15 protein-coding genes and 1 pseudogene are annotated in these 20,127 nt (G+C 45.8%); 15 read left to right on the plus strand and 1 reads right to left on the minus strand.

What is annotated here, in order from left to right:
• The first annotated feature begins 261 nt into the window (after positions 1-261).
• From sdhC to glnS, 14 genes and pseudogenes are all read left to right on the plus strand, one after another.
• Positions 262-639, plus strand: a complete 378-nt coding sequence (gene sdhC / locus ORJ01_RS12715; RefSeq protein ID WP_226750015.1) for a succinate dehydrogenase, cytochrome b556 subunit — start codon at positions 262-264, stop codon at positions 637-639.
• Positions 630-977: a succinate dehydrogenase, hydrophobic membrane anchor protein gene (gene sdhD / locus ORJ01_RS12720; protein ID WP_226750014.1), complete on the plus strand. Its 348-nt coding sequence runs from the start codon at positions 630-632 to the stop codon at positions 975-977. The genes sdhC and sdhD overlap by 10 nt, the downstream gene beginning before the upstream one ends.
• Positions 978-2,750: a succinate dehydrogenase flavoprotein subunit gene (gene sdhA / locus ORJ01_RS12725; RefSeq protein ID WP_226750013.1), complete on the plus strand. Its 1,773-nt coding sequence runs from the start codon at positions 978-980 to the stop codon at positions 2,748-2,750.
• A gap of 13 nt (positions 2,751-2,763) precedes the next feature.
• A complete protein-coding gene (locus tag ORJ01_RS12730) occupies positions 2,764-3,480 on the plus strand; it encodes a succinate dehydrogenase iron-sulfur subunit (RefSeq protein ID WP_226750012.1) in 717 nt (238 codons plus the stop codon).
• A gap of 102 nt (positions 3,481-3,582) precedes the next feature.
• Entirely contained in the window at positions 3,583-6,393 is a 2,811-nt protein-coding gene (locus ORJ01_RS12735; RefSeq protein WP_226750011.1) for a 2-oxoglutarate dehydrogenase E1 component, read from the plus strand.
• A 63-nt stretch (positions 6,394-6,456) separates the two neighbouring features.
• Positions 6,457-7,647, plus strand: a pseudogene (gene odhB / locus ORJ01_RS12740) (2-oxoglutarate dehydrogenase complex dihydrolipoyllysine-residue succinyltransferase); the annotation flags it as partial.
• Between the two features lie 144 nt (positions 7,648-7,791).
• The gene (gene sucC / locus ORJ01_RS12745) at positions 7,792-8,958 is read left to right on the plus strand and encodes an ADP-forming succinate--CoA ligase subunit beta (RefSeq protein ID WP_306178333.1); all 1,167 of its coding nucleotides are present in this window, start codon (positions 7,792-7,794) and stop codon (positions 8,956-8,958) included.
• A gap of 10 nt (positions 8,959-8,968) precedes the next feature.
• Positions 8,969-9,841 carry a succinate--CoA ligase subunit alpha gene (sucD, locus tag ORJ01_RS12750; protein WP_306178334.1) on the plus strand — a complete coding sequence of 291 codons (873 nt, stop codon included), beginning with the start codon at positions 8,969-8,971 and terminating at the stop codon, positions 9,839-9,841.
• 178 nt (positions 9,842-10,019) lie between these two features.
• Positions 10,020-12,968 (plus strand): TonB-dependent receptor domain-containing protein, encoded by a 2,949-nt coding sequence (locus ORJ01_RS12755; RefSeq protein ID WP_306178335.1) that lies wholly within the window; start codon positions 10,020-10,022, stop codon positions 12,966-12,968.
• An 8-nt stretch (positions 12,969-12,976) separates the two neighbouring features.
• Positions 12,977-13,834, plus strand: a complete 858-nt coding sequence (locus ORJ01_RS12760) for a hypothetical protein (RefSeq protein WP_306178337.1) — start codon at positions 12,977-12,979, stop codon at positions 13,832-13,834.
• 14 nt (positions 13,835-13,848) lie between these two features.
• On the plus strand, positions 13,849-15,474 hold the full coding sequence (locus ORJ01_RS12765; RefSeq protein WP_226750005.1) for a tryptophan halogenase family protein: 1,626 nt from the start codon (positions 13,849-13,851) through the stop codon (positions 15,472-15,474).
• Positions 15,475-15,504: 30 nt separating this feature from the next.
• Positions 15,505-16,305, plus strand: coding sequence for a nicotinamide riboside transporter PnuC (pnuC, locus tag ORJ01_RS12770; RefSeq protein ID WP_306178338.1), 801 nt, complete (start codon positions 15,505-15,507; stop codon positions 16,303-16,305).
• On the plus strand, positions 16,302-17,339 hold the full coding sequence (nadR, locus tag ORJ01_RS12775; protein ID WP_306178339.1) for a multifunctional transcriptional regulator/nicotinamide-nucleotide adenylyltransferase/ribosylnicotinamide kinase NadR: 1,038 nt from the start codon (positions 16,302-16,304) through the stop codon (positions 17,337-17,339). Before pnuC ends, nadR begins: the two co-directional genes overlap by 4 nt.
• A 116-nt stretch (positions 17,340-17,455) precedes the next feature.
• On the plus strand, positions 17,456-19,120 hold the full coding sequence (gene glnS, locus ORJ01_RS12780) for a glutamine--tRNA ligase (protein ID WP_229587981.1): 1,665 nt from the start codon (positions 17,456-17,458) through the stop codon (positions 19,118-19,120).
• Between the two features lie 63 nt (positions 19,121-19,183).
• On the opposite strand, the gene ORJ01_RS12785 is transcribed toward glnS, so the two are convergent.
• Positions 19,184-19,378 carry a DUF3185 family protein gene (locus tag ORJ01_RS12785; protein WP_226750001.1) on the minus strand — a complete coding sequence of 65 codons (195 nt, stop codon included), beginning with the start codon at positions 19,376-19,378 and terminating at the stop codon, positions 19,184-19,186.
• Between the two features lie 126 nt (positions 19,379-19,504).
• Between ORJ01_RS12785 and ORJ01_RS12790 the strand changes: the two genes are divergently transcribed.
• Complete coding sequence (locus ORJ01_RS12790) at positions 19,505-20,125, plus strand: LysE family translocator (RefSeq protein WP_306178340.1); 621 nt, start codon at positions 19,505-19,507, stop codon at positions 20,123-20,125.
• Positions 20,126-20,127 lie beyond the last annotated feature (2 nt).

Raw genomic sequence — 20,127 nt, forward strand, 5'->3', positions numbered from 1 at the left:
CGACTCTAGTCGTATTGCCGTACCGCTAAAAAGCTGTAAAGTTTTGTGTAACGGATTTTTCCGTTAAAAACCAAACAAAAATTGTAATAGCGTGTCATGAAATATATACTATTTGCGGCGTAAAAACAGTTCACCTTACCAGAACCTTTTTGCTGAACCAGCTTTATAGAAAAAGAGTATATCTGCTTCGGGATGTGGCTGTTTTTTGCAGCGACAATAATGACAACTACGCTCTACACGGGCATCGATAGGCAAGACACTGTGAAAAAGCAAAGACCAATAAATCTTGATTTAACAACTATCTCTCTACCTGCGACTGCCAAAGCTTCTATTCTGCATCGGGTTACCGGTGTTGCAATGTTTTTCGCACTGCTTTTTGTTATTTGGGCATGGGCGGTTTCATTGCAAAGTGCAGAAAGCTTTGACTACGTGAAGTCCTTGCTAAACTCACATTTTGCGAAGTTTATCGCATGGGGCACTATCACGGTACTTATTTACCACCTGCTAGGCGGTATCCGCCACATGATCATGGACCAAGGCTACTGGGAAGAACTCGACTCAGGTAACGCCAGCGCCAACATCACTATGGTGTTATGGATTATTTTAGCTGTTTTAGCGGGGGTATGGTTATGGTTCTAAATCAGGCAAGCCTGAAACGCGATGGTGTTCAGGATTACGTATCATTAAGAGCAACTGCTGTTGTCCTAGCGACATACGCACTTTTCATTTTAGGTTTTTTTCTTTTCACTCCAGAAGTGACTTTCGAAATATGGCATGGCCTGTTCAGTAACGTGTTAATGAAGGTGTATACCTTGTTAGCGTTGATCTCGATTGCCATTCATACCCGTATTGGTTTATGGCAGGTATTAACTGACTACGTAAAGTGTGCCAAGTTACGCGCCGCTTTACAGTTTGTCCTGTACGTAATTGCCTTTAGCTACGTGGCAGTGGGTTTATTTGTGTTGTGGGGTGCTTAAGTGAATATTCCAGTAAGAGAATTCGACGCGATCGTCATTGGAGCCGGTGGTGCCGGTATGCGCGCAGCGCTACAAATCACCCAATCAGGTTTAACCTGTGCATTGTTATCAAAAGTTTTTCCTACGCGTTCACATACGGTGTCGGCGCAAGGCGGTATTACGGTAGCGCTGGGTAATAGCCATGAAGATAACTGGGAGTGGCACATGTTCGACACCGTAAAAGGGTCGGATTATATCGGTGACCAAGACGCGATTGAATACATGTGTAAAACGGGTCCAGAAGCGATCACTGAATTAGAGAACATGGGGTTACCGTTCTCTCGTACTGAAGCTGGCCGCGTTTATCAGCGCCCATTTGGTGGTCAATCGAAGAACTTCGGTGGCGAGCAAGCTGCCCGTACTGCCGCTGCTGCTGACCGTACTGGTCACGCCTTGTTACATTTGCTTTATCAACAAAACGTTAAAAACCGTACTCAAGTTTTCTCTGAATGGTATGCCCTAGATTTGGTGAAAAACCAAGATGGTGCCATTGTCGGTTGTACTGCTATTGATATTGAATCTGGCGAAATCGTTTATTTCAAAGCCAAAGCCACGGTACTGGCTACCGGTGGTGCAGGTCGTATTTACGCTTCAACCACTAACGCACACATCAACACCGGTGACGGTGTCGGTATGGCTTTACGTGCGGGTGTGCCTTTACAAGATATGGAAATGTGGCAGTTCCACCCAACAGGCATCGCAGGTGCAGGTACCTTGGTAACCGAAGGTTGTCGTGGTGAAGGTGGTTACTTATTAAACAAAGATGGCGAACGTTTCATGGAACGTTATGCGCCAAACGCGAAAGACTTAGCTGGTCGTGACGTTGTGGCTCGTGCCATGATGACAGAAATCCGCGAAGGTCGTGGCTGTGAGGGCCCATGGGGTGTTCACATTAAACTAAAACTGGATCACTTAGGTGCTGAAGTTTTAGAAAGCCGCTTACCTGGTATTTGTGAATTATCACGTACTTTTGCACACGTTGACCCGGTTAAAGAGCCCATCCCGGTTATTCCTACTTGTCACTATATGATGGGTGGTATTCCGACTAACGTCCACGGTCAGGTCATTACACCGAAAGCCGATGGTACAGAATCTGTTGTTGCTGGTTTATTTGCTTGTGGTGAGATTGCTTGTGTATCTGTGCATGGTGCAAACCGCTTAGGTGGTAACTCATTGTTAGACTTAGTGGTATTTGGTCGTGCAACAGGTTTACACCTTGGTGAAGCTTTAGCCGCAACCGCGCAAGCTCGTGATGCCTCTCAATCTGACATTGATGCGGCCTTAGCACGCACACGTCGTTGGGAAGAGAGCAAGCCTGGCCAGGGTGAAGATCCGGTACAAATTAAGAAAGACCTGCAAAAATGTATGCAGCTTAACTTCTCGGTGTTCCGTGAAGGTGAAGCAATGGCCGAAGGTTTACAGCAGTTAAAAGAAATTCGTGAACGTCTGCAGTTTGCTCGTTTAGATGATAAGAGCTCTGACTTCAACACCCAGCGTATCGAGTGTTTAGAGTTAGACAACTTAATGGAAACCGCATTCTCTACTGCTGTTGCGGCAAACTTCCGTACTGAAAGCCGTGGTGCTCATGCACGTTTCGACTTCCCAGATCGTGATGACGAGAACTGGTTGTGTCACAGTGTTTATACTCCAGACACTGAGTCAATGTTTAAGCGTAAAGTGAATCTGGAACCGAAGTTCCGTGAAGCTTTCCCACCGAAAGCACGTAAGTACTAAGAGGGCTACAGCGATGCAGAAATTAGTTTTTTCGATCTATCGTTACAACCCTGATGTCGACCAAGCGCCGCGCATGCAGGATTATACTTTAGACAACCCGGATGGCCGGGATATGATGGTGCTTGATGCACTGGTCAAATTGAAAGAGCAAGATCCAACGTTATCTTTCCGCCGCAGCTGCCGTGAGGGTGTTTGTGGTTCAGATGGCGTAAACATGAATGGCAAAAACGGTTTGGCTTGTATTACACCGCTATCCGCAGTGGGTTTGAAAGGCGGTAAAATCGTGGTGCGTCCATTACCTGGTTTACCAGTCATTCGCGATCTGGTTATCGATATGAGCCAGTTCTATACGCAATACGAGAAAGTGAAGCCGTATTTGATCAACGATGGCTTGCCGCCAGCCGGTGAATTTTTGCAAACGCCGGAAGAACGCGCTAAGTTAGATGGCTTGTACGAGTGTATTCTTTGTGCATGTTGTTCAACATCGTGTCCTTCGTTCTGGTGGAATCCTGATAAATTTATCGGTCCAGCGGGTTTATTACATGCTTATCGTTTCTTGGCAGACAGCCGTGATACTGCAACCGAACAACGGTTAAATGACTTAGATGACGCTTTCAGCGTATTCCGTTGTCATGGTATTATGAACTGCGTAAGCGTTTGTCCGAAAGGGTTAAACCCGACTAAGGCAATCGGCCAGATTAAGTCGATGTTGTTAAACCGGGCGCTGTAATGCGCCCTTTTTTAGTGATTTAATTGAAAACTGTCCATCCACTTAGCGGGGTGGCAGTTTTTTTGCTACTTTTTCCAGGTGCTCAAAAATAAGGGAAACTAAATGCACGAAGGTGTAATGAAGGCGTGGTTAGAGTCTTCACATCTTGGCGGTGGTAACATGGCCTATGTGGATGAACTCTATGAATCCTACCTAGCAGAGCCCACCAGTGTTGGTGACGAATGGCGTGAGTTTTTTGCCCAGTTACCAAAGATCGATGGGGTCGAGCTTGAAACCCGACATAGCGATGTTCGTGAACATTTCGCTGAGTTGGCCCGCAACAAACATCGTGAAGTTGTGGTGGTAAACTCTGGTTCTGGTGCTGACAACCGTCAGGTTAAAGTACTGCAATTAATCAACTCTTATCGCTTCCGTGGCCATCAACACGCCAACTTGGATCCGTTAAACCTGTGGAAACAACCTCGGGTACGTGACCTTGAATTGTCGTTTCACGATCTGTCTGAAGCTGATTACGAAACTGAGTTCAACATTGGATCATTTGCTTCTGGTCAAGAAACAATGAAATTGGGCGATTTGCACAAAGCACTGGAGCGCACTTACTGCGGTTCTATTGGTGCTGAGTATATGCATATCGTCTCAACCGATGAGAAACGTTGGATCCAACAGCGCTTAGAAAGTGTGCAATCTCAGCCTCGTTTTGATAAAGACACTAAGCTAGGTATCCTGAAAGGATTAATTGCTGCTGATGGTCTGGAAAAGTATTTAAGCTCAAAATTCCCAGGTGCTAAGCGCTTTGGTCTTGAAGGCGGCGATGCGATGATCCCATTACTGAAAGCCATGATCCACCGTGCCGGTGAGCAAGGCGCCAAAGATTCAGTGATTGGTATGGCGCACCGTGGTCGTCTGAATACCTTGATCAACGTACTGGGTAAGAATCCCTCGAAGTTATTTGATGAATTTGCCGGTAAATACGAAGTTGTGGGTGCTGGCGATGTGAAATACCATATGGGTTTCTCATCTGACTTTGCCACCAAAGGCGGTAATGTGCATTTAGCACTGGCCTTTAACCCATCACATTTAGAAATTGTTAACCCTGTTGTTTTAGGCTCTGTGCGTGCCCGTTTAGATCGCCGCGGTTGTACCGACGGCTCGCTAGCACTGCCTATTACCATTCATGGTGACTCAGCTTTCGCCGGTCAGGGTGTAGTTGCTGAAACCTTCAACATCTCGCAAACGCGTGCATTCAAAGTCGGTGGCACCATCCGCTTGGTCATTAACAACCAAGTGGGTTTTACTACGTCAAACCCTGAAGATACGCGCTCAACCCCTTACTGTACCGACATTGCTAAAATGGTACAGGCGCCCATTTTTCACGTGAACGGTGATGATCCTGAAGCGGTAGTGATGATTGCGCAATTAGCGGTTGATTATCGTAATACCTTTAAGCGTGATGTGGTTATCGATTTATTCTGTTATCGCCGTAATGGCCATAACGAAGCCGATGAGCCAAATGCAACGCAACCTCTGATGTATCAGAAGATCAAAAAGCACCCAACGCCGCGGGAAATTTACGCTGAGAAGTTGGTGCAAGAAGGGGTTATTACTGCTGACGAAGTGAAAGCATTAATTGACGGTTACCGGGATGCTTTAGACAAAGGCGATTGTGTTGTTGAAGAATGGCAACCGATGGCACCTTCTTCAGTAGATTGGACCCCCTTTATTGGTAAAGACTGGGATACCCATTATGACGCCAGTCTAAAGCTTGAAGAACTCAAAGCGTTAGGTGAAAAAGCCATACAGGTGCCCGCAACGCATGTGTTACAACGTCAGGTTGGTCGTGTCTATGAAGACCGTGCATTGATGTTAAAAGGTGAGAAGAAAATTGACTGGGGTTTTGCTGAAATCTTAGCTTACGCCTCGGTGGTTGGTGAAGGAAGCCGTATCCGTATTGTTGGTCAAGACTCTGGTCGCGGTACCTTTTTCCATCGCCATGCTGTACTGCATAATCAAACGGATGGTTCAACCTATACGCCGTTAGAGAAAATCAGTGAACAGCAGGGTAAGTTTGAAGTTTTCGACTCGGCCTTATCTGAAGAAGCCGTTTTAGCGTTTGAATACGGTTATGCGACAGCAGAGCCACGGGCTATGGTTATTTGGGAAGGTCAATTTGGTGACTTCGCCAACGGCGCCCAAGTGGTTATTGACCAATTCTTAAGCTCTGGCGAGCAAAAGTGGGGTCGTTTATGCGGTTTAACTTTATTGTTACCGCACGGCTATGAGGGGCAAGGCCCTGAGCACTCGTCTGCTCGTCTGGAACGTTTCTTACAGCTGTGTGCTGATCACAACATGCAAGTGTGTGTGCCAACGACACCAGCGCAAGTTTTCAACATGTTACGCCGTCAAATGGTGCGGCCAATGCGTCGTCCATTGATCGTAATGTCTCCAAAATCATTGTTACGTCACCCATTAGCGACTTCTTCGTTAGAAGAACTTGCCTCGGGTACCTTCCATAACGTGATTGGTGAAATTGACGAACTTGATGCAAAAGCGGTGAAACGTGTCGTGTTCTGTAGCGGTAAAGTGTATTACGAATTGCTTGAAGAGCGTCGTAAGCGCGAGCAAACCGATGTCGCTATCGTGCGGGTTGAACAACTTTATCCTTTCCCGCATGAGGAAATGGCCGAAGTATTAAGCCAGTACCAACATGTAACTGATTTTGTTTGGTGTCAAGAAGAGCCACAAAACCAAGGTGCTTGGTACTGTAGTCAGCATCACTTCCGTGCTGCAATTCCAAAAACGGGTTACCTGAATTATGCCGGTCGTGAAGCGTCGTCTTCACCTGCAGTAGGTTACTTGTCTGTGCATAACAAGCAGCAACAAGCTCTCGTTAATGACGCGCTAACCGTTAAATAATGATTTTCCAGCCTGCATGCTGCAGGCTGTGATAACTGATATAGACCAACCGTTAAAGGTGAAAAAGTGGAAATTAAAGTACCCGTACTTCCGGAATCTGTTGCAGATGCAACCATCGCCACCTGGCACGTAAAAACTGGTGAAGCTGTTAGCCGTGATCAGGTATTAGTAGATATTGAAACTGACAAAGTTGTGTTGGAAGTTGTTGCACAAGCAGATGGTGTGATGGGCGAAATCATCCATGACACAGGTGCAACGGTAACTGCAGAAGAAGTCATTGGTAAAATGGAAGCCGGTGGTGCACCGGCTGCTAAGAAAGAAGAAGCGCCGGCAGAAAAAGCCGCAGCAGCTCCTGCTGCCGATGACAGCAGTGACGATGCGTTAAGCCCCTCTGTACGTCGCATGATTTCTGAAAAAGGCTTAGATGCCAGCAAAATCAAGGGCACAGGCAAAAACGGTCGCGTAACAAAAGAAGATGTTGAAAAGTTTGTTGCTGCCCCAGCCAAAGCTGCCGCGCCTGCTACAGCTGCTGCGCCAGTGGTTGCTGCCGGTGATCGCAGTCAGAAACGTGTTCCTATGACTCGCCTGCGCAAAACGATTGCAAATCGTTTATTAGAAGCGAAAAATTCAACGGCCATGTTGACCACGTTTAACGAAGTTAACATGAAACCTATCATGGATTTACGCAAGCAATATCAAGATGTGTTTGAGAAGCGTCATGGTATCCGTTTAGGCTTTATGTCTTTCTATGTCAAAGCGGTTACTGAAGCGTTGAAACGTTTCCCTGAAGTGAACGCGGCGATCGACGGTGATGATATTGTTTATCATAACTACTTCGATGTTAGCATCGCAGTATCTACGCCTCGTGGCTTAGTCACGCCTATCTTACGTGATTGCGATAAAATGAATCTGGCTGAAATTGAAAAAGCCATCAAAGAATTAGCCCTGAAAGGTCGCGATGGCAAGTTAGCTATGGACGATCTGTTGGGTGGTAACTTCACTATCACTAACGGTGGTGTCTTTGGTTCATTGATGTCTACGCCGATCATCAACCCACCACAATCTGCTATTCTTGGCATGCACAAGATCCAAGACCGTGTAATGGTTGTTGACGGTAAGATGGAAATTCTGCCTATGATGTATTTGGCACTGTCTTATGATCACCGGATCATTGATGGTAAAGAGTCAGTAGGTTTCTTAGTGACCATCAAAGAATTGTTAGAAGATCCAACGCGTATTCTGTTGGACATCTAACGTTTCATTGAATGTATCAAAAATGCTGTTGTTTGGTACAACAGCATTTTTTATCAAACCGGTTGGTACTATAATAAGCACCGAACCAAAATCAGGTTACTCTTTGTTGAGTAACGTCCCAATTCAAAAGAACGGAAAATAGCCATGAATTTGCACGAGTATCAGGGTAAGCAACTGTTTGCCCAATATGGTTTGCCTGTATCTAAAGGCGTTGCCGCAGCTACAGTAGAAGAAGCGGTAGCAGCTGCAGATGTAATCGGCGGCGATATGTTCGTTGTCAAAGCTCAAGTACACGCTGGTGGTCGCGGTAAAGCGGGTGGTGTGAAGCTAGTTAAGAGCAAAGAAGAAATCAAAGCATTTGCTGAAAAATGGCTTGGTAAGAACCTGGTAACCTATCAAACAGATGAAAAAGGTCAGCCAGTAAGCCGTATTTTAGTTGAACCATGCACCGATATCGCTCAAGAATTGTATTTAGGTGCAGTTGTTGACCGTTCTTCACGTCGTATCGTGTTTATGGCGTCTACTGAAGGTGGTGTGGAAATTGAAAAAGTGGCCCACGAAACCCCAGAAAAAATCTTAAAAGCTGCGGTTGATCCTTTGGTGGGTGCTCAGCCATACCAAGGCCGTGAGTTAGCATTCAAATTAGGTTTAGAAGGCAAGCAAGTTAGCCAATTCGTTAAGATCTTCTTAGGTTTAGCAAAACTTTTCCAAGAAAAAGATCTGGCCTTATTAGAAGTTAACCCATTGGTTATTACACCTGCCGGTGACTTACACTGTTTAGATGCCAAGCTAGTTATTGATGGCAATGCCTTATATCGTCACCCTGACTTAAAAGCGATGCAAGATCCTTCACAAGAAGATCCACGTGAAGCGCACGCTGCCTCATGGGAGCTTAACTATGTTGCCTTAGGTGGTGACATCGGTTGTATGGTTAACGGCGCTGGCTTAGCCATGGGTACAATGGACATCGTGAAATTACATGGTGGCCAACCTGCTAACTTCTTAGACGTTGGTGGTGGTGCAACCAAAGAACGTGTTGTTGAAGCATTCAAAATTATCCTGTCTGATACTGCGGTTAAAGCCGTTTTCATCAATATCTTCGGCGGTATCGTACGTTGCGATATGATTGCTGAAGGTGTTATCGGTGCAGTAAAAGAAGTGGGCGTTAAAGTTCCTGTTGTGGTTCGTCTGCAAGGTAACAATGCAGAATTGGGCGCAAAAGTGCTGTCTGAAAGCGGCCTGAACATTATCGCTGATACCGACCTAACAAGCGCGGCTAAACAAGTTGTTGCTGCAGCGGCTAAGGCATAAGGGGTAAGTAATGAGCGTTTTAATTAATAAAGATACCAAAGTTATTTGTCAGGGTTTTACTGGTGCACAAGGCACATTCCACTCTGAACAAGCCATTGCTTACGGCACAAAAATGGTTGGCGGTGTAACTCCGGGTAAAGGCGGTCAAACGCATTTAGGTTTACCGGTGTTTAACACTGTAGCAGAAGCGGTTGCGGTAACCGGCGCAACAGCGTCAGTCATCTATGTACCTGCGGCATTTTGTAAAGATTCTATCTTAGAAGCGGCAAATGGCGGCATTAAGCTGATCGTTTGTATCACGGAAGGCATTCCAACTTTAGATATGTTAGATGCCAAAGTGAAATGTGACGAGTTAGGCGTCGTGCTGATCGGCCCTAACTGCCCAGGCGTTATCACGCCAGGCGAATGTAAAATCGGCATCATGCCAGGTCACATTCATAAGCCAGGTAAAGTAGGTATCGTTTCACGTTCAGGTACTCTGACGTATGAAGCGGTTAAACAAACCACAGATTACGGTTTTGGCCAGTCTACTTGTGTTGGTATCGGTGGTGATCCAATTCCTGGTTCTAACTTCATTGATATTCTGAAGTTATTCCAAGAAGATCCACAAACTGAAGCTATCGTCATGATCGGTGAAATTGGTGGTTCTGCAGAAGAAGAAGCGGCTGCTTATATCAAACAGCATGTGACTAAACCTGTTGTATCATACATTGCTGGTGTAACTGCACCTGCAGGTAAGCGCATGGGTCATGCTGGTGCGATCATCTCTGGTGGTAAAGGTACTGCTGATGAGAAATTCGCTGCTTTAGAAGACGCCGGTGTTAAAACCGTGAAGAGCTTAGCGGACATTGGTCAAGCTCTGAAAGAATTAACGGGCTGGTAATCTAGCTTGTTAGCCGAAAAACCCGCTTTTAGCGGGTTTTTTTATGTCTAATACCTTTGAATTACAGTTGGGGGTTGATTTTTAGAGTCATTTATCTAACATGAAGAAAGCGGTTAAGTGTCCATTCAGCTTTACTGTTATTTTACTAATAATAATCAGGGAACTTCCTATGAGAATAATGCCATCAGATTCTAAAATTAAGCCGCTTTCCATAGCCATAAGCTGTGTACTGGCCGGTTCACTTTTTCAAGTTCACGCCCAAGACGCAGAAGCTGACGCGCCCACAGCAGATGAAAAATCCGAACGTATTCAAATTATCGGTTCACGTATTCGTACCGACGGTTTAGATCAAGCTGCGCCAATTGAAGTAATTAATGCCAGTGTTGCTGCCAGCCAAGGTATTAGCAACTTAGGTGAGTTATTACGTAATTCCACAGTTGCTGCAGGTTCAAATCAAATTACTGCTGCGGCCTCTACGGCGTTTGTTACTGAAGGTGGTGTCGGTTCAGAAAGCATTTCATTACGTGGTTTAGGTGCAAACCGTACGTTAGTTTTATTAAATGGTCGTCGTGCTGGCCCAGCGGGTACACGTGGCCAAGTCGCTTCTTTTGATCCGAACATTTTGCCTTTATCAGCAATTGATCGTATTGAAATCTTAAAAGATGGCGCTTCTTCGTTATATGGTTCTGACGCCGTGGCCGGTGTAATCAACATTATTACGAAGAAGGGTGATGAAGGTACCATTAACTTTAATACCTCGCAGCCTTTGGAAGAAGGCGGTGAAAGTTATCAATTAAACGGTACTTATGGTAAAACCTTTGGCCGCGGTTCATTCCGTGTTGTCGGTGATTACAAAGTGCAGCAAGAGTTGGCTCAAGGTCAACGCAGTTTCTTTAACTGTGCTGAGCGGTATTTGTTTGATCCAACGACAAATGAGCGAGTTGACCCTGTTGATCCGCGTACCGGCAGTTACCATTGTAATGATTTACTGTGGGGTCATGTTTGGCTTTACGATTACCAAGGTGATGGCGGCAACGTCCCAGGGGGTGCAAAGGCGCAATATGATTATGATGGAAACTTAGGTAACTTCATTCCTGGGTTTGCAACTGATCCCAACAATCCGGATTTTATGGTGACACCACCCGGTTGGTTCCCGGTAGCTTATGATCGTTTATCAGATTCTGTCACCAACGCTGACCACCCGTTTCAAGATTTAGAAACACTGATCCCGAAAAACGAATTAATGACCGTGTATGCACAAGGTGATTATGAATTAAATGACACCACCAGTTTATACGGTGAAGTGTTATTAAATCGCCGTCAAACCACCACCAACGGCTATCGTCAGTTCTGGAGCTACAAATATAACGAAGATTTCTTTGCTGGTGATCCATTAAGTGCCGGTTGGACGGGGGCGCAGTGGTTAAGCCCAACCCCAATTACTGATCACTCAGGTGATAAGATCACTGTGGATTACCGCCGTTTTGTTGCTGGCATCAATGGTGATATTGGTAACTGGTATTATGATGTGGCTTATCAAAATAGCTACAGCAGCGGTGATTATAAGTCTAAGCTTATTTATGAAGATGCTATCTCACCCTATAACTTTTCTTCAGGCTCTTGTGTTGGTGAAACAACACCGATCCGTGGCGTGCCTTGTGTCGATGTACCTTGGTTAGATCCACAGTTTTTAGCCGGTAATATTTCACCAGAAATCCGTGATTTCTTGTTTGGTGAGCAAACGGGTAATACTGTTTATAAACAACAATCAGTGGAAGGTTTTATTTCAGGTGATTTATTTGAATTACCTGCCGGCTTTATCGGTACTGCGGTCGGTTTCCAGTTCCAAAAAGACTCGATCAATGACGTCCCTGGCGAAGAAACCTTACGTGAAAATACTTGGGGCCAAACGGCTGCGGGTATTACTGCCGGTTCACATATCAGCCGTGCAGTATTTACTGAACTCCAAGTGCCATTAGTACGTGATCTACCGGGTATTCAAGCGTTAGATTTAACCATCTCAGGCCGTTACACCGATGTGTCTTCTTATGGTGGTGATAATACCTATAAAGCGGGTATAAACTGGACCATCGTCGATGGCGTGCGGGTGCGTGCTTCACGGGGTACCTCGTTCCGTTCACCAGCGTTATTTGAATTATATTTAAATAACCAAACAAGCTTTGTTGGCCAGCGTAATATCGATCCATGTATTAACTGGGGCCAGGGTGTTGACAATGGTACTATCGATCCTCGCGTTGCTACCAACTGTGCTACTGATGGTATTCCACGTGACTTCGCAGGTGGTGCTATTTCAGCAACGGTGACCACAGGCGGTGGTGCTGGTCAGTTAGAAGCCGAAACCTCTATCTCTGAAACCTTAGGTTTTGTCTGGACACCTGATTTCGAAAATCATGATATCAGCGCGTCAATTGATTACTTCAACATTGAAATCTTTGGCGAAGTGACTAACTTGACTGCGGGGCAGATCTTAGGTAACTGTTATATTTCTGATAACTTTAGCACTGAACCACTTTGTACTCAGTTTGATCGTGATCCTGTTGATTTGCGCATTACCAACGTGCGTGGTGGTTATTTAAACATTGCTAACCAGGTTAACCGCGGTGTCGATATTACCTTAAATTATGCTACTGATACTAAGTTTGGTCGTTTATCTGCCACTTATCAGCATACGCGTCAGATTGAAGCGGCAAGTCAATTGTTTGCTGATAGTGATCCAATCGACCGTACAGGGCAATTTGGTAGTCCAGAAGACGTAGGTAACCTGTTTGTTGGCTTGGAATACCAAGATTGGAGTGTAAACTGGATCGCACGTTATACTGGTGCGGTATCAAACGAGCAGTTTGTCAGCAGTAGCCCCACTTACCGTGGCGAAGCGGTTAAGTTAGTTGCGGCAGCAGATGCGGTGGTTTATCACACTTTCTCTGTGACTAAAGACTTTGCTGATGCAGGTTTAGATGTAACCTTGGGTGTGGCTAATGCTTTTGATAAAGAGCCGCCAAAAGTCAGTGCCGGTAGTTCTGTCACTCGCTTAGGCACTTCAGCGTTCTACAGTCAATATGACTGGTTAGGTCGTCGGGTGTTCTTAAATATGTCTTATAATTTCTAATTATAAGTGTGAGTAAAAATGCCGACGTAGGTCGGCATTTTCCTTTTTTAGTCTTGTTGTTGGAAACCAGCCTCATGCCTCGCGTGTTTGCCAAGCCTGATACTTTGAACGATCTTAATCCACAATTTAACCAGCCAGCTTTGACACAACCGGTGTTTTTAAACTCAGTGCCTAAGTGCGGTACACATTTGTTGCGTAATATTTTCCGGATGTTTGTTCCTGTTGCACAACAATATCATGACGCTTTTGTGCAAATTCCTAACTTGCGCCAGTGTCTGCCGGCGTTTAATCCGGCTAAGCCGATGTTAAGTTGGGGGCACTTACTGTTTTCGGATGAATCGGCCTTAGCCACGCAAAAAGCGGTGCAATATATTATTGTGCGTGACCCTTATGACTGGGTATTAGCGCGTGCACGCTTCTTTTTATCGGACACCTTTCAAGGGCAGATGGACCATTTAAAAGGCGGTCGCATTAAAATTAATGAAATGCTCAATATGATGATCTTTGGCATTTATCAAAAGGCGCCTACCTTACAAGAAATTTATAGCCATAACGCCGTCGCCTGGCTAGGCACCGGCATTAAATTAGTGCGTTATGAAGATGTGATTACCCATTTAAAAAAACTCGATACGCCCGCCGCCGAGCAGTATTTTACTGAGTTATTGCAGCCAGTATTAGTTAACGGTTGCTTACCCGAAGATTGGCGCCGCCGTATTGAACTGGGTTCAGATCGCCAGCAGAGCGGCACCTACAGAGAGAATCTGGCTGGGATCAGTGCCGAGATCCCAGACGAATTACCCGATATGCAAAAACGTTTAGTCGAATATGCTGCGCCAGGTTTGCGGCATATTTTAGGTTATTACTAACAGGAGAGTCGGTGATGCAGCGACCGCAAGTATTAATTGTTGGCGGCGGTTCAGCCGGTTGGATGACAGCAGCTTACCTTAATGGCGCATTAAATAAAGCAGGCCGTGAACCTCGCGTGGATATCCATTTATTGGAGTCTCCTGATATTCCACGCATTTCAGTGGGTGAAGCAACGATCCCTTCTATGCGTCATCTGTTAGCGGTAATTGGCGTTGATGAAATGGAATTTATGCGCGCGACCGATGCGACTTTTAAGCAGTCAATTAAGTACGCCAACTGGGTACACAACGATAATACGTTCTATCACCATCCTTTTAGCAGTATGCGTACGCAACCCTTAGACCATTTAGCCGAAGAATGGCTGCGCAGTGATCGCAGTATTCCCTTTATGGAAACCTGCTCAGCACAACCGATTATTTGTGAGATGGGTTTAGCGCCCAAAATGCTTGGGCAATGGGATATGGGCCCACCGCTTAATTATGCTTATCATATGAATGCGCAAAAGTTTGCCGATTATTTGCGTGATTTTTCCGTGGCCCGGGGGGTTAAACATACTCTGGCCAATCTGCAAGACGTGCAAATGAAGGCTGAGCAGCGCATTGGCGCTATCGTCACCGATCAAGGGACATCGCTGGCGGCCGATTTGTTTGTCGATTGCACCGGTTTTAGTGCAAAATTAATTGAAAAACAACTTGGTGTGGGTTTTGAAGATTGTTCCCAGTGGTTGCTCTGCGATCGCGCCATTACCATGCATATTCCTTACGACCGGTTCTATCCGGGTATGGTGCGACCCTATACTACGGCCACCGCATTATCCAATGGTTGGATCTGGGATATCCCCATGCAAAACCAACGGTCAGTCGGTTATGTTCATAGCAGTGCTTTCATTAGTATTGAAGAGGCTGAGCGTGAAATGCGTGCTTATCAAGGGGTGGGGTGTGAAGATTTGCCACATCGGGTGGTTAATTTTAAAGTCGGCCGTCGTAAACAAAACTGGCAAGGTAACTGTGTGGCTATTGGCTTATCGGGAGGCTTTATTGAACCGCTGGAATCAACCGGTTTATATCTCAGCGATTTAGGCGCCGTCACCTTAGCGGAGCATTTTCCGTTTGCCGCTGAAGATATGCCGCTGCTGGCCAGTCGTTATAATCGTATCTTATCTAATCGCTTTTATGAAATTCTCGATTTTATCAATATGCATTATTGCATGACACAGCGCACCGACACCGCTTTTTGGCGAGAAGTACAAAAACCGGAGCGAATTACCGAGCGTTTAAAAGCCAAGTTAGCATTTTGGAAAGTTAAACCGCCTAGTGCCCATGATTTTCAGGATCAGTGGTTCCCGGGGATGGATGCACAGGGCAGTCATGATGGTTTCAGTGATATGCGCGCGGCGGTTGATACCGGAGGGTTGTGGAATCACGAAAGCTATCAATGCATTTTATATGGTATGGATTACCTGCGAGCGCATTGTGCAGAACGTTACGGGCCGAATTTACCGGCAACGCAAATTCACCGAGCGATATTACAGCGCTTACAAATGGCACGCCACAAATTGCCGCCGCATGCGCATTGGTTACAGCAAGCCGTTGGCATGCCAACCTATGCGACTGCGTCTAAACCTGCGGGTTGGGTCTAATCTGACATTAGCGTGTCACGGAGCAAACAGATGTTGCTATGGGCAGATTTACAGCGTTTAAACCGCCTAGAGCGGCGCTGGTTGCAGTGGTTTTTATGTATTATTTTGAGCAGTACAATTTGGTTTAGTTGGCAAAGTACGGATTGGCAGAGCTATGGGTCAATAACCCTAAATTGGTTTATCAGCCCTATAAGTGCCATCAGTGGTGTCTTGTGCGTGGTGATGGTCGCCAAAGGCTTAATGTCTAACTGGATTTGGGGGCTGATCAGTGCCAGTAGCTACGGTTTACTCGCTTGGACCTCGGGCTATTATGGTGATTGGCTAATTAATTGGTTTTACTTTTTACCTGCGCAATTTTTTATTTATTTTAGCTGGCGTCAACATCTTTGCGCTGAAAGTCAGATCATCAAGATGCGGCGGTTAGGGCGGCATTGGTTTTGGGTGTTAGCTTTAGTTGTGCTGGGGATTGCGGCACTCACCGCGGTATTAGCCGAGCTCGACGGCTTTATTAGTGAAGCCTTACAGCGTAATTCACAGGTGTATGCTAGCTTACGCGAATTAACCGGGCTGACGTTTAGCGGCCCACTGCTGGATAGCGCGACGGTGGTATTACAAATTGCCGCGCAATTATTGATGATCCGCATGTATGCGGCGCAGTGGCCATTTTGGATCCTGACCAATGTCTTAACGTTGTTTGCTTGGAGTTTGGTATTGCTGACGGATCCAAGTGCAACAGCCTATGCGGTACCCACTTTATTAATGTGGAGCGCATTTTTAATGAATTCGATTTACGGCATGATTAGCTGGCACAAAGGAGCATCAGAGCATTGAGTAAAGTAGGCGTTTTTCCAGGGAAGTTTTTACCGCCTCATCGCGGCCACTTAACCGCGATACTGCGCGCTCATGCACTATGTGACAAACTGTATGTGGTGATCAGTGAGCGAAGCCATGAAGATGGTGAGTTATGTCGGGTTGCCGGTATTCCTTATATTGACGGTGTACTTCGTCAGCGTTGGTTGTCGCAAGAGCTGCAAGGCTTGGGGATCCGGGTATTGCTGCAAAACGAAGATGCGATCCCTGCGTTTCCGCAAGGTTGGGGAGAATATGCCGGGTTGTTACAACACACCGTGCCAGAGCCGTTTGCAGTGATATTTGGTGGCGAAGAAGATTATCGTGCCGGTCATCAGCAGCATTTTCCTAACATCGATTATCGGGTATTAGATCCGCAGCGCACCCAATGGCCGATCAGTGGCACTGAAATTCGCAACCGACCTTATTTGCACTGGGATTATATTGCCGGTGCTGCTCGGCCGTTTTTTGCACGTAAAGTGCTGATCACCGGGCCTGAATCTTGCGGTAAAACCACCTTAACTCGTAAGCTCGCCAAAGTATATTGTACTTCTTGGTCAGAAGAGCTGGGGCGTGATTATCAAGAAGACGTGGTGGGCGGCAATGGCGATTTATTTAATTTAGAAGATTTCAATCGTATTACCCATTTGCAATACGAGCAAGATTGGCATGCCTTACGTAGTGCCAACAAGGTCTGTTTTTTCGATACTGATGCGGTGGTTACCGCTTTTTTCAGTCAGGTGTTTTTAGGCAATGTCGCCAGTCGTATCGAGAGTTTTATTGATCCTTTAAAATATGACTTAATCATCGCACTGGAGCCAACCGTGCCCTGGGTAGCGGATGGCATGCGCGAATTGGGTTCGCCGCAAATACGCCAACAAAGCTTTCAGCATTTACTCGACTTATATCAGCAGTATGGTTTTCCCGCAGATCGCATCTTACGTGTTAGCTCGGCTGATTATTACGAACGGTTAGAGAGTTGCATCAGTGCGGTTGATGCATTATTGCAAAAATAGCCTTGCTGATTAAAATCTTTGCAAACAGTGCTGACCAGCAGTAGTCAGCGCCGGTTCGGCTGTTATAATGCCACATCATTTTTCGGTTCACGTAGAATAAAAGGACACCAAGTATTATGTCGGACGTCATTTCGCGCCCAACGAATTTTATACGGCAAATTATTGATGCCGATCTGGCCAATGGTAAGCACAGTGGCGTTCAAACCCGTTTCCCGCCTGAGCCTAATGGTTACCTGCATATTGGTCATGCTAAGTCGATTTGTTTGAATTTTGGTATTGCGCAAGATTATCAGGGGCAGTGTAATCTACGTTTTGATGATACGAACCCTGAAAAAGAAAACGTCGAGTTTGTTGAGTCGATTAAACGTGACGTCAGCTGGTTAGGTTTTGAGTGGTCTGGCGATGTGCGTTACTCATCAGATTACTTCGAACAGCTGTATGGCTATGCGGTGGAGTTAATCAACAAAGGTTTAGCCTATGTCTGTTTCTTAAATGGCGAGCAAATGCGCGAATACCGTGGCAATTTAACCCAGCCGGGTAAACCTAGCCCATATCGTGATACCAGCCCAGCAGAAAACTTAGCCTTATTTGAAAAAATGCGGGCTGGTGGTTTTAAAGAAGGTGAGTGCTCATTACGCGCAAAAATCGACATGAGCTCCTCTTTTATCTGTTTGCGCGATCCGGTTATCTACCGGGTAAAATTTGCGCATCACCATCAAACGGGTGACAAGTGGTGCATTTACCCAATGTATGACTTTACCCATTGTATTTCTGATGCGTTAGAGGGTATTACGCACTCGTTATGTACGCTGGAGTTTCAAGACAACCGTCGTTTATATGATTGGATCTTAGATAACATCAGTATTGCATGTCATCCACAGCAAATTGAATTTTCGCGTCTAAACCTTGAATATGCGGTGATGAGTAAGCGTAAATTACAAACCTTAGTGGCAGAGCAAGTGGTACAAGGCTGGGATGACCCACGTATGCCAACGATCGCCGGTTTACGTCGTCGAGGCTTTACCGCTGCCGCCATTCGTGAGTTTGCTAAGCGTATCGGTGTGACGAAGCAGGATAACGTTATTGAAATGAGCGCGTTAGAAGCCTGTATTCGTGAAGATTTAGACACGTCAGCACCGCGGGCGATGGCCGTTCTTGATCCGATCAAGGTCACTATCACGAATTATCCAGCAGATAAAATTGAGTGGTTATCCGCGCCTAATCATCCCAAAAATGAAATGGGTGAGCGCCAAGTGCCGTTTGGCCGTGAACTTTATATTGATCGTGCTGATTTTCGTGAAGAAGCCAATAAGAAATATAAACGTTTAGTTTCTGGTGGTGATGTACGGTTACGTAATGCCTATGTGATTCACGCAGACGAAGTGATCAAAGACGATGCCGGTAATATTATTGCGTTAAACTGCAGTTACTTACCTGAGACACTGGGTGAAAACCCGGCTGATGGTCGTAAAGTGCGTGGTGTGATCCACTGGGTAGAGCAAACGCAAGCGTTAGCCGCAGAGTTCCGAGTTTACGATCGTTTATTCAGTGTGGCTAACCCTGCAGCTGAAGAAGATTTCATCAGTACTGTTAATCCACAATCCTTAGTGATTAAGCATGGTTTTGTCGAGCCATCACTAGCGACAGCCGTGGCCGAACAAGCTTATCAGTTTGAGCGTGAAGGCTATTATTGTGCAGATAACCAAGATTCTAGCGCAGCTAAACTGGTATTTAATCGTACAGTAGGGTTACGTGATAGCTGGGGTAAAGAAGAAGAGTAAGCTCTAAGGCAGCAGAAAACGGCTGCCTTAGCGTTCAACCTAAAAACGGCCGCTTAGCGGCTGTTATTTTTTAAACAGCATCCCTAAGCCAACAATCGCTGCGATGGCGCCGCCAACAAGAAACCAAATGGCATTATCGGTTGGGTTGCCAGTCACCACTTCAGTAACTTGAGAGGCAGTAGAGTGATACTCGGTATAGCCAAAATATAATAAAATGGCGCCGGCAACTAACAAAGCTAATCCAATAATCTTATTCATTTACTTCTCCTGTATGATGAAAGTGCCTAAGCTGTTAACAAACAACTTGGAAGTAAATGTAGCATATAACTATCGGTATGACATTGTTGGCTTAAGGTCGGCGACAATTTGCAGCAGGAGTACAGCATGGAAATCTTTTGGGCCGTATTATTTTTCGCCTTTTCAACCACGATTACGCCCGGGCCGAATAACGTAATGATGATGTCGTCAGGTGTTAACTATGGCATTAAAGCCAGCTTACCGCATTGGCTGGGCATTTGCCTGGGGTTCCCGTTCATGGTGTTGTTGGTCGGTTTAGGCTTTGCGGTGGTGTTTGAACGCTTTCCTCATCTGCATCAACTGATTAAAGTGCTGGGTACGGTTTACCTGATATACCTGGCCTGGAAAATTGCCAGCGCTCATCCACAAAGTATTGCCACGGGTAAAAGCAAGCCCATGAGTTTTTGGCAGGCGGTGCTGTTTCAGTGGATTAACGGCAAGGCCTGGGTGATGGCTACTGGCGCGATGGCGGCTTTTACCAGCGTGGGCGGGGTTTATTGGTTAGAAGTAAGCAGCATTACATTGGCCTTTTTATTGATGGCCTTTCCTTGTGTGGGCGTGTGGTTGTTGTTTGGTGTGGTGTTAAAAAAGCTGTTAAATAACACCTTCGCGCAGCGGCTATTTAATGCCGCTATGGGCGTTATTTTATTATTGTCTGTGCTGCCGGTGCTTCTGGAGTTATGGCAGTTCTATTTTAGTACGGTTTAACG

Origin of the sequence: Alishewanella sp. SMS8, from assembly GCF_030737935.1 — a bacterium.
Taxonomy (GTDB): Bacteria; Pseudomonadota; Gammaproteobacteria; order Enterobacterales; family Alteromonadaceae; genus Alishewanella; species Alishewanella maricola.

Excerpts from the sequence above, each read along its gene's own strand:
- ORJ01_RS12735 (WP_226750011.1), top strand. The coding sequence starts at position 3,583 with ATGCACGAAGGTGTAATGAAGGCGTGGTTAGAGTCTTCACATCTTGGC.
- ORJ01_RS12755 (WP_306178335.1), top strand. The coding sequence starts at position 10,020 with ATGCCATCAGATTCTAAAATTAAGCCGCTTTCCATAGCCATAAGCTGT.
- ORJ01_RS12785 (WP_226750001.1), bottom strand. The coding sequence starts at position 19,378 with ATGAATAAGATTATTGGATTAGCTTTGTTAGTTGCCGGCGCCATTTTA.
- ORJ01_RS12730 (WP_226750012.1), top strand. The coding sequence starts at position 2,764 with ATGCAGAAATTAGTTTTTTCGATCTATCGTTACAACCCTGATGTCGAC.
- sdhD (WP_226750014.1), top strand. The coding sequence starts at position 630 with ATGGTTCTAAATCAGGCAAGCCTGAAACGCGATGGTGTTCAGGATTAC.
- ORJ01_RS12790 (WP_306178340.1), top strand. The coding sequence starts at position 19,505 with ATGGAAATCTTTTGGGCCGTATTATTTTTCGCCTTTTCAACCACGATT.
- ORJ01_RS12765 (WP_226750005.1), top strand. The coding sequence starts at position 13,849 with ATGCAGCGACCGCAAGTATTAATTGTTGGCGGCGGTTCAGCCGGTTGG.
- sucC (WP_306178333.1), top strand. The coding sequence starts at position 7,792 with ATGAATTTGCACGAGTATCAGGGTAAGCAACTGTTTGCCCAATATGGT.
- glnS (WP_229587981.1), top strand. The coding sequence starts at position 17,456 with ATGTCGGACGTCATTTCGCGCCCAACGAATTTTATACGGCAAATTATT.
- sucD (WP_306178334.1), top strand. The coding sequence starts at position 8,969 with ATGAGCGTTTTAATTAATAAAGATACCAAAGTTATTTGTCAGGGTTTT.
- pnuC (WP_306178338.1), top strand. The coding sequence starts at position 15,505 with ATGTTGCTATGGGCAGATTTACAGCGTTTAAACCGCCTAGAGCGGCGC.